The sequence below is a fragment of the Streptomyces sp. NPDC056128 genome, assembly GCF_042263835.1.
Classification (GTDB): domain Bacteria; phylum Actinomycetota; class Actinomycetes; order Streptomycetales; family Streptomycetaceae; genus Streptomyces.
Genome location: NZ_JBHJVQ010000038.1, coordinates 63447 through 72616, shown reverse-complemented (window position 1 = coordinate 72616; position 9170 = coordinate 63447). Strand labels below are relative to the sequence as shown.

General features: G+C 66.7%; 8 protein-coding genes and 2 pseudogenes. 5 read left to right on the top strand and 5 right to left on the bottom strand.

The features are described 5' to 3' along the window. Positions 1-381: 381 nt before the first annotated feature. The gene (locus ACFC1X_RS37060) at positions 382-930 is read left to right on the top strand and encodes a transposase family protein (RefSeq protein WP_376362976.1); all 549 of its coding nucleotides are present in this window, start codon (positions 382-384) and stop codon (positions 928-930) included. 310 nt (positions 931-1240) lie between these two features. On the opposite strand, the gene ACFC1X_RS37055 is transcribed toward ACFC1X_RS37060, so the two are convergent. After that, positions 1241-1438, bottom strand: a complete 198-nt coding sequence (locus ACFC1X_RS37055) for a hypothetical protein (RefSeq protein WP_376362985.1) — start codon at positions 1436-1438, stop codon at positions 1241-1243. 329 nt (positions 1439-1767) lie between these two features. Further along, positions 1768-1890, bottom strand: a pseudogene (locus ACFC1X_RS37050) (hypothetical protein); the annotation flags it as partial. A gap of 122 nt (positions 1891-2012) precedes the next feature. On the opposite strand from ACFC1X_RS37050, the gene ACFC1X_RS37045 reads away from it, so the two are divergent. Beyond that, positions 2013-3026, top strand: a complete 1014-nt coding sequence (locus tag ACFC1X_RS37045) for a class I adenylate-forming enzyme family protein (protein WP_376362973.1) — start codon at positions 2013-2015, stop codon at positions 3024-3026. A gap of 42 nt (positions 3027-3068) precedes the next feature. Here the strand turns inward: ACFC1X_RS37045 and ACFC1X_RS37040 are convergent. Both ACFC1X_RS37040 and ACFC1X_RS37035 read right to left on the bottom strand, forming a co-directional pair. After that, a pseudogene (locus tag ACFC1X_RS37040) lies at positions 3069-3232 on the bottom strand (IS5/IS1182 family transposase); the annotation flags it as partial. Positions 3233-3629: 397 nt separating this feature from the next. Beyond that, positions 3630-4580 carry an alpha/beta hydrolase gene (locus ACFC1X_RS37035; protein ID WP_376362970.1) on the bottom strand — a complete coding sequence of 317 codons (951 nt, stop codon included), beginning with the start codon at positions 4578-4580 and terminating at the stop codon, positions 3630-3632. A gap of 122 nt (positions 4581-4702) precedes the next feature. On the opposite strand from ACFC1X_RS37035, the gene ACFC1X_RS37030 reads away from it, so the two are divergent. Further along, positions 4703-5236: a TetR/AcrR family transcriptional regulator gene (locus ACFC1X_RS37030; protein ID WP_376362967.1), complete on the top strand. Its 534-nt coding sequence runs from the start codon at positions 4703-4705 to the stop codon at positions 5234-5236. A gap of 1054 nt (positions 5237-6290) precedes the next feature. On the opposite strand, the gene ACFC1X_RS37025 is transcribed toward ACFC1X_RS37030, so the two are convergent. After that, a complete protein-coding gene (locus tag ACFC1X_RS37025) occupies positions 6291-7022 on the bottom strand; it encodes an SDR family NAD(P)-dependent oxidoreductase (protein ID WP_376362964.1) in 732 nt (243 codons plus the stop codon). Positions 7023-7131: 109 nt separating this feature from the next. On the opposite strand from ACFC1X_RS37025, the gene ACFC1X_RS37020 reads away from it, so the two are divergent. Together ACFC1X_RS37020 and ACFC1X_RS37015 are read left to right on the top strand one after the other, a co-directional pair. After that, on the top strand, positions 7132-7698 hold the full coding sequence (locus ACFC1X_RS37020) for a TetR/AcrR family transcriptional regulator (protein ID WP_376362961.1): 567 nt from the start codon (positions 7132-7134) through the stop codon (positions 7696-7698). 553 nt (positions 7699-8251) lie between these two features. Continuing rightward, complete coding sequence (locus ACFC1X_RS37015; RefSeq protein WP_376362958.1) at positions 8252-8968, top strand: TetR/AcrR family transcriptional regulator; 717 nt, start codon at positions 8252-8254, stop codon at positions 8966-8968. Positions 8969-9170 lie beyond the last annotated feature (202 nt).

Sequence of the window (9170 nt, the reverse complement as noted above, 5' to 3'; positions counted from 1 at the left end):
GAGCCGACGTGCTCTTCGCGATGCTCCGCGACGGCACCTTCTACGACCCACAGCCCGCCCCATCAGCTTGACGAAACCCATAGGGGCACCCCCCCGCGAGGTCAGGGTCCAGAGTCGCAGAGCCTCCTGGCCCTCGCTTCTCCTTTTGGCTCTCCCAGAGATGCCGCTGAGATACACGTGCCCCGTCCCCATGCACGGCCGACTGTTCATGGCAGACGACTCTTGATCGAGGGTGGACTATGCGTCCTGCCACATATGCCCCAACTGATCCACTCGTGCCAGTTGTTCATGCACAGTCTCGGCGACGGCCGAACCCTGGTTCTGGATCACTTTCAGTGCTCAAGCCACGGAGGGTCACCACAACCGCGATCATGAACGGCCGTGGCTGATGTACTCCTCCAGGACCTGTGGTTCCACCAGGTCGAAGGTGTTGTGGTCGAAAGTGTCATACCTGGGGATGAGTTGGTGGTCGTGCGGGCCCGCACGGCTGCGGAACGGGCTGCGTGTCCGGCGTGTGGAACGGCGTCCACTCGGGTGCACAGCCGGTACGTACGCCGGCTTGCCGACAGCGCGGTGGGCGGCCGTCCAGCGCTGATCGAGTTACGGGTCCGGCGGTTCCGCTGCTCGCAACAGGGCTGCTCGCAGGCGACGTTCGCCGAGCAGGTCGACGGACTGACGTTCCGGCACGGCAGACGCAGCGCCGGGCTGCAGACGGTGCTGGAACGGGTGGCGGTGATGCTGGCCGGCCGGGCCGGCTCCCGCCTGGCCCACGCGCTGACGGCCGTCGCCCGCCACCTGTTCGAGGAAGTACGCGAGCGCGGCTACCCCGGCGGCGAGAACGTCCTGAAGGTCTACGTGGCCAGGCTCCGCGCGGACTTTCCGCCCACCCCGCCCCGCAAGGCTCCGTCCGTGCGGGACGTGACCAGTTGACTCACCCGCCATCCCGACCGCCTCACCGACGACCAGGCCCAGCAGCTCAAAGCGATCCTGGCTCGCTGCCCCGCCCTCGACCGCACCGCCCACCACGTCCGCGCGTTGGCCGAGTTGCTGAACGACCGCCAGGCAAACACCTCGACCAGTGGATCACCCAGGTCCAGGCCGACGACCTGCCGGCCCTGCACACCTTCGTCACCGGCCTGGGCCAGGACATCGACGCCGTCGTCGCCGGCCTCAGCCTCCGTTACAGCTCTGGAGCCGTCGAGGGCCAGAACAACAAGATCATTCTGTGGAATCAGAAATGTCAAGCTTGCTGTGCTTTGCCCTGGCGGACATCGAGGATCGGCAGGAGGTTGACGCCGGCCGGGACGTCGAGCTGCCAGGGTGTCGGTCCGGCTGGGGTGGGGGTGTCGGCGAGTCTGTCGAGGAGGCGGTCGAGTGCGCTCTGGCCGTCGGTGATGGCTGCCTGCTCGTCTTCGGTGAGTGGGATCGTGACGGCCATCTTCTGCAAGTTGCCCTTGGCTTCCAGGAGTTGAACTTTCGTGGAGTCCTTGGGGTGTAGAAGTCGCAGCGTGCGCAGGCCATGCGGTGCTGGCACTGCTCGAAGAAGGTGTAGGTGCAGTAGCCGTGTCCGAGGTCGTAGTGCTGCCAGGGTTCGCCGGTCGCGGCGGCGCCGGAGGCGACCGCGTCGCGGTCGACCAGGACCTCGATGGTGCGGACGTTCCGTTCGAAGCAGCCCGCTTCGGAATACGCCCTGGACAGAGTGTTCGGGGTGATCTTCGCGTAGTACTGGGTGGATTGCGGTGATCGGTGTCCGAGCCAGGCTTGCAGCTCGAACAGCGTCATCGGTTCCTTGGCGTTGTAGAGCTGGCTGGCGATGGTGGACCGGGCTCGGTGGCTGGTGATGTTCCCGCGGACGTCAGCGTCCGGGACTCCGGCCTTGCGGCAGAGCATCGGGGTGATCGTGTTGTTGATCTAGCTGGTGGAGACGCAGCGGGCGCGGACGGCGAACAGCAGCTGGACGTGCTCGCGGGACCACCGGGTTGCCCAAGGGTGCGTTGTGGCGACAGGGCGGGGTGATCGAGTCGTTGGTCAAGAGCTGGATGCAGACCGGAGCTCAGCCCGACGACGTGTACCTGCATTGCCTTCCTGCAGCCGGTGTGCCCGTGTGCTGGCTGACGCACAATGTGGTCAACGGTTCCCGGGTCGTCATCCAGCGCAAGTTCTCCGCCGCGGGCGCGTTGGAGCTCATCGAGGCAGAGCGGGTCACTTCGGTTGGGTGGGTGCCGACGATGATGCTCGACATCCTGAGCGAGTTGGCCGCCACGCCCCGCGACATTTCCAGTCTGCGGCTGGTGGTCTATGGCACGGCGCCGGCCACTCCTGCCCTCGTGCGCCAGGCCAGCCAGACGCTGGGTTGCCAAATGCAACAGTGGTACGGCTCCACCGAAGGAACACTCGGCTGTTACGCGATCCTGAGCTGGGAAGATCATCGTAATGCCCTGAACGGGAAGCCGGAGATCCTCTCCTCCAGCGGGCGCCCCACCTTGCACTGTGAGGTGCGGATCCTCGACGACGACCTGCAACCGGTGGAACCGGAGCAGGCGGGCAATATCTGTGTCCGCAGCGCCACGCTGATGGCCGGATACCACAACCGTCCCGACGAGACCGCGGCCGTCCTACGTGATGGCTGGCTGATAACCGGTGACCTCGGCATTCTCGACAGCGACGGCTACCTGCGCATCATGGACCGCAAGAACTTCATGATCATTACAGGCTCGTACAACGTGTACCCAATCGTCGTCGAGAACGTGCTGGCGGATCACAGATCCGTGCACGAACTCTGCGTCTTCGGTATCCCGGACGAACGGTGGGGAGAGGCCGTCTGTGCGGTCGTGGTCCCCGCTGCCGACGTCACCGACCACGATGCGCTGCGCGCTGAACTGGTCCCCCTCGCCCGGGATCGACTCGCCAAGTTCGAAGTCCCCAAGCGGATCGACTTCGTCGACGCATTGCCCCGCGGGACAACCGGGAAGCTGCTGAAGCGGCTCGTCCGTGACAAATACTGGGAAAAGAAGGACCTCGTCTAACCCATTACCCCGCATGAATTACTCACACCACAACGTAGTACTCGGGGCGTTCGCGTGGTGGTAGTACGGAGTGCCGCAGGTGGCACCAGCACCCTGGTAGGCGCGGTCCGCGAGGACGAGGATATGCCTGGTCAGGCGGGCCTGGACGATGACGTGGACGCGTACCGAGGTCAGGCCATGGTGGGGCCGGGTGTCGCGCGAGAGAATCACAGCGGTGTGCGTGTCTCGACGGCCACTCCCTGATGGACCGGGGGCACGGCCGTCATCAAGGCTCCCTTATCTGCGCCGCCGCGGACAGATGGAGGTGCACTGTTTCGGGTGCGGTGACGGGGTGGGCGCGACGTTGGGACGCCGGTTGGCCGAGCGCCGCATGATCACGAGTGGGGAAGTGCGGGGACTCGCGGCGGACGGCAAGGCCCCAGCGCAGCCCGGCCGACGTCGGCGGACGCAAGACCGACGATCCACCTGCTGGATGCTCTGGACCACACCAGCGGTCTCGTCCCCGCCCAGAAGGACGTTCGAGGACGCCTCCGGCCGGGCTGACAGCAGCCGGCTACAGGCGTCGCAAGACCTTGCCGGCCAAGATCACCGAGAGAGTCGAGCTCAGGGCATCTGCCCGGCAGTCGTCCTGCCGAACCGTGCGCTCACGAACCGACGAATCTCGGCGTCGAGCTCGAGATCTTCCGGCGCCCCCCAGAACCCGGTGTGAGGCATTGCCTCGAAGACGTGCAGTTCCGCTTGCACACCCGCGGCCCGGAGCTTCCGGTGCATGCGAATGGCGTTTGACAGGAAGAGGTCGCGCCCACCAGCTTGGAGAAGGGTAGGAGGCCACCCGGCGACATCGCCGAAGAGCGGCGAGATGTAGGGGTCAGTCAAGTCGCGCCCGTTGGCGTAGAGCAGGTTGTTGGCCATGAGGCTGCCGAGCATGTTGCTGGCCTCCGCGAGCGTGCCGAAGCTGTCGCCCGACTCCGTGAGGTCGATCTCCGGCGACAGGAGCATGAGCGACTCGGGTAGCGGGATGCCTTCGTCCTTCAGGCGGAGCATCAGTGCGGCAGCGATGTTGCCGCCCGCCGATGTCCCGCAGACCATGATCCGCTCGGGTGCTCGCACTTCCAGCATGGCTCGATACACGGCGAGTACGTCGTCCAGCGCCGCCGGGAACGGGTGGGCCGGCGGCATCCGATAGTCAGGTACCCAGTGCACCAGCCCTGTTCGCATCGCGTTCGGTAGGGACATCAGACGCCCGATGTCGCCGGCGCACTGTGTGAGCGCGCCGCCGTGGACATCGAGCAGCAGAGGCGAGTCCCCGCGCTCGTCTGCGTCCGGTGGCGTCAGTACGTAGGTGTCGACGCCGGCCGGGCGTCGGAGCTCGCTCTCGACCGGCAGGCTCTCCAAGGGCGCGTACATCTTCGCGATTGCCGCGTCGTGGACCTGAACATACCGGGACCACGCGTCGGTGTCTTCGACGGGTGGCGGCACGGACGGCGGCCTGGGTGTGGCCAGGACGGCACGCGCCTGCTCGCTGAGGAACTCAGGAATCGGGATGTCGCTCATCACATCTCCATCGATGTTTTTCGTTACGAGCCGTTCCGTATAAAACCTACCCCCGCTGGTACGCTCGGGCAATGCCGCAGCGAGGGCGAGGGCGCCCCAGAAGCGCTTCACTCGATCAGGCCGTGCTGGAGTCGGTGCGGCACCTGCTTCAAATCGCCGGGTACGAGCGCACCAGCGTCGATGGGATCGCCGAGCTGTCGGGCGTGAGCAAGCCGGCCATCTACCGTCGGTGGCCCTCGAAGGCTGCGATCGTCGCGGACGCGATGCTCGGCAGTTCCGTTCTCGACGAGGTCCTAACGGTGCCGAACACCGAAGACCTGTCGGCGGACCTTCGGTCGTGGATGTACTCCCTGGGTGCCTACATGCGCCACGAGACCGCGATGATTCGAGGTCTCGTGGCGGCGTCGATGGCCGATGGTGCGACCGGGACACTTCTGGCCGAGCGGTTCCAGGGTCCTGCGCGGCAGGCCTTGATCGGGCGACTCAACAACGCGGTGCGGGAGGGCACAGCCCGCTCTGATGTCGACCTGATGGCCGCTTCGTCCGCGTTGATGGATCCACTACTCGTAGCCGTCCTCGAAGGTCGGCCACTTATGGACTCGGAACTGGACGGTTTGCTCGGCTTCGTCATGGCGGGCCTGCTGGTCGGTTCGTGATCCTTCCGTGGCGGTGGCTGACGGGTGGCCAGGCAAGGCGCCCGGTGCGGCCCCATCTCGAGTCCGGCGAACTCTGTGTTGCATTCGGGTCGGTCCCCGGGATCGATGGCGACGCGGCCGAGCAGTTCGATGGTGTAAGCCTCTGCGGTGTTGCGGAGGTGGGTGCACGACACGAACGTCGGCCCAGACGAGCAGGTGCTCGGCCGGCTGCGCCAGGCGGCACTCGTACTCGCTTCGTGACCGGCAGAAACCGACGCAGTCCCAGGCCTCGAGGCGAACGGCACGTTGCTCCTCGCTGAGGTGCGAATGGAACAGCTTCCCGGCCGCACTCGGGCCGATGATGATGCCTTCGAGGTCGCTGTCCACGCCGGGCGAACAGATCACTCGGCGGCGCGTTGGAGAGCAACGCGAGGCTCGACTCGCTGACGTCGGGCATGGGTCCGCCAGATACGCGAGATGGGCGATCTCCTCCCGGGGGCGACTGCTGATGACCGGGCCCCTGTGGGAATGTCAGCACGCCATGCCGGGGCCGGCCCCCATGACCTGATTCAGCGCAGTCTCAGCCACAGCGACATCCGCCGTCAATGATCCACGATGCAGTTCGGCGACAGCGACGAGGAAGCCCACCTTGCGCAGTCTGCCAACCACACAAGGCACCAACGGCACGCCACCAGGGTGAACCCCGGCATCACGCCGGCGGTGTAGCCCGCCGACCTTGAGTAGATGGGGGTATCGGGACGCGGACGGGTTGGCCGCTCGTAGCGCGCCGTCGGCCGCCGCCGGCCCGGGTGACTAGTCTCGCAGTCGCGGGGCGACTCTCCCGGGATATTTCGCCGGTCCGGATCCGTCTGCGGCCTGACTCTCAACAGAGGCGTGTCCCGGCGAGTTGCTACACCGCCACCTCCGTCGAGCCCGGAATCAAACCAGCAGGCGGGGATGAGGTGCCCGCGTACGCCGGAACGCTCATAGCCACTTTCGGCTGAACGTACAGAGTCCTTAGCATGTTCTCTATCTAACGTCCCGCCCTATGACGCAGACGGGATGAAGAACAAGCTTAGATCGCGGTCCGTCCACCGTCTGCGGCGACGATCGCGCCGGTAACGTAACTGGCGGCTGGTGACGCCAGGAAGGCGACGACTTCGGCGACCTCCTGCGGGTCGGCCGCACGGTTCATCGGCGTGGTGGCTCCCATCGCCGCGAACTCTTTGTGCGCTTCGGGCCGCGTGTACATGGGACCTGGCGTGACGGTGTTGACCCGAACGTTGTGCGGGCTGAACTCGGCGGCCCAGGCTTGCGTCATTGAGGCGAGGGCGGCTTTGGTGGCACCGTACACGGCACCACCGGAGAGACCGAGACTCCCCGACATACTGCCGACGTTGACGATACTGCCGTGTCCGCGTGCCGCCATGCCCGGAGCAAGCGCTGCGACCAGGTAGTAGGGGGCACGAACGTTGCTGGCGAAGATGGCATCGAACTCTTCTGGGGAGCAGCTCACTGTCGGACCCCACAGGGAGTTGCCAGCGTTGTTCACGAGGATATCCACGTCTCCCGCCTGCTCCGCGAGGGCGTTGATTTCCTCGATGTCGGCCAGGTCGGCCGAGGCGAACCCGGCTCGGCCGCCTGCGGCGGCGATCGCCTCGACCGTCTGAGTCCCTCGGGTCGCGTCACGGCCGTGCACGGTCACTCGGGCGCCTCGGCGCGCGAGGAGGAGGGCTATTTCGCGGCCGAGGCCGGTGGTCGCGCCGGTGACCAGCGCGTTCTGTCCATCGAGGTCGTCCTTGGGCACGATTCTTTCCTCACTACTCCTGCTTCTAGGATGCTCATCCTAGAAGGGTCACTGTACTAGGATGTGCGTACTAGAGCAAAGGAGGCGTATGAGGGACACACGAGAGCGCATGATCCGCGCGACCGCAGAGTCATTGCGTCGGCGCGGCGTGTCGGGGACGTCCTTCAGTGAGGTGCTGCGGGAGAGTCGAGCCGCACGTGGCGGCATCTACCACCACTTCCCTGGCGGAAAGGACGAGCTGGCCCAGGCTGCTGTGCAGTGGACGGGCCGGACCGTTGCAGATCGCCTGGCGGCGCTGCGGCCCGAGGAAACTACCCCCGATGGGGTCGTCCAGGCGTTCCTTGCGGCGATCAGGCCCGCCGTCGCGGACTCCGCAGGAGGCGCGAGCTGCGCGGTCGCGGCGGCCGCTACGGAGGGAGAGCCGGGCTCCGCCCTTCAATCGGCGGCACGTGGGGCACTGCGTTCATGGCGCACCGCGCTGTCCGATCAGCTCGCGGCGGCAGGCATGGAACCCGTCACTGCTGACGGGCTGGCGGCCACACTGATAGCAGTACTCGAGGGAGCACATGTGCTGTGCCGTGCTGAGGGCTCTCTTGAGCCGTACGACGCCGCTGTGGGGCTGCTGTTGGCATGGATGAGACATGCGCACGATCAGCCACCGGCCGAGAGGCCGTGAAACACTTCCCAAGCCCACGCGTGCTGACCGGGCCCGCTCTCGGCGCGGCTTCGGCACTCGTGCCGACGCAGGCCGTGAGCGGGACAGCGGCTACACGTCGACGCCTCCGTCCGTTTTCTTCGCGATCCCGCAGGAGAGCGGCCAGCGTCCGGGGCCAAGCATGAAGCCGCTCCCGCCCCGAGCGCGGCACGGCGAGGGAGCGGACGCAGCTTGTACACGGCGCCTTCGACGAGACCGCACACGCCCAGTCCCCTTATAAGGCACAGCACCAGACGCAGCTTGCCCTCCAAGTTGTGCCTGGTGCCGGGTTCGCAAACAAGCACATACCCGGCCGTGCCAGCCCGCGCTGATCTGCCCCTGGGGCCCGTGACCTGGCGGCGCTCGAAGTCCATGCCCGCTGATCATGCAGCCGCACCGTAAATTCCAAGATCCCCGACAGAGTCAAGCTTACTGTTCTGCCGGTTGGTGACTCGCACTCTGTTGGGTACGGAAGCCGTATCGCGGCCGGCTCCTGGGCGCTGGTTAACCTGTAGCCGGAAGGGCGGTGCACACGATGGAGACATGGCCGGCCGCCGGCGGTCAGCAGGAAGGGCCGGGCTCGCAGCGGCGCCGGGAGATCGTGACCGCGGTCCAGCGACTGCTCGGCGAATGGGGCAGTTCCGACCGGCTGACCATGCGCGCGGTCGCCAAGGAGGTGGGCATCTCGGCCCCGAGCATCTACCTCCATTTCAACGACAAGACCGAGCTGGTTTGGGCGGCGCTGGAGGAACGCTACGGCGAGCTGGCCGCCCAGATGGCCGCCGCCGCTCAGGCCGGTGACGACGTGGATCCGCGAGGCCGGGTCCGGGCGCAGGCGCAGGCGTACTGCCGGTTCGCCATGAGCAGTCCTGGCCAGTACCGGCTCATGTTCGAGATGCACCAGCCGGCGGCGGACCCGAGCAGGATCAGCGGTCACCCCGCCCGCCTCGTCTCCGCGGGCCTGCGCGCCGGCCTGCACAGCTGCGCGGAGAGCGGGCTCGGCCTGTCCCTGCCGGTGGAGCAGGCCGCGCAGACTCTGTGGGCCGGACTGCACGGCATGGTCTCGCTGCACCACAGTCTCTACCGGGACGAGTCCTCGGAAGAACTGGTCCTGCAACTCGCCGACGGACTGGTCGACTCGCTCGTCGCCGGCGCCCCCGGTGTCCCCTTTCTCACCGGAAGCGCATCCGAGACCGAAGCGTCGCGCAGGATCCGGGAAATCAGGAGCAGCACGGAGCCCAACGGCCTGTAGCCGTAGCCGGAACAGTCGCCCCGCGGCGGGGGGAAGCGTGCCGGGCAGCGGACGGGCGCTTCGCTCCCGCATGTCGTTCACGCCCTCAATACCCCCTCCCAGGGGGCCGGTTGCCGCCCGGTATGCCCAGGAGTACAGTCGCCACTGAACTAAGTTAGGTGCTCAGGGCAACGATATGCCCACCTGGCCCGCGTCGCCCCTC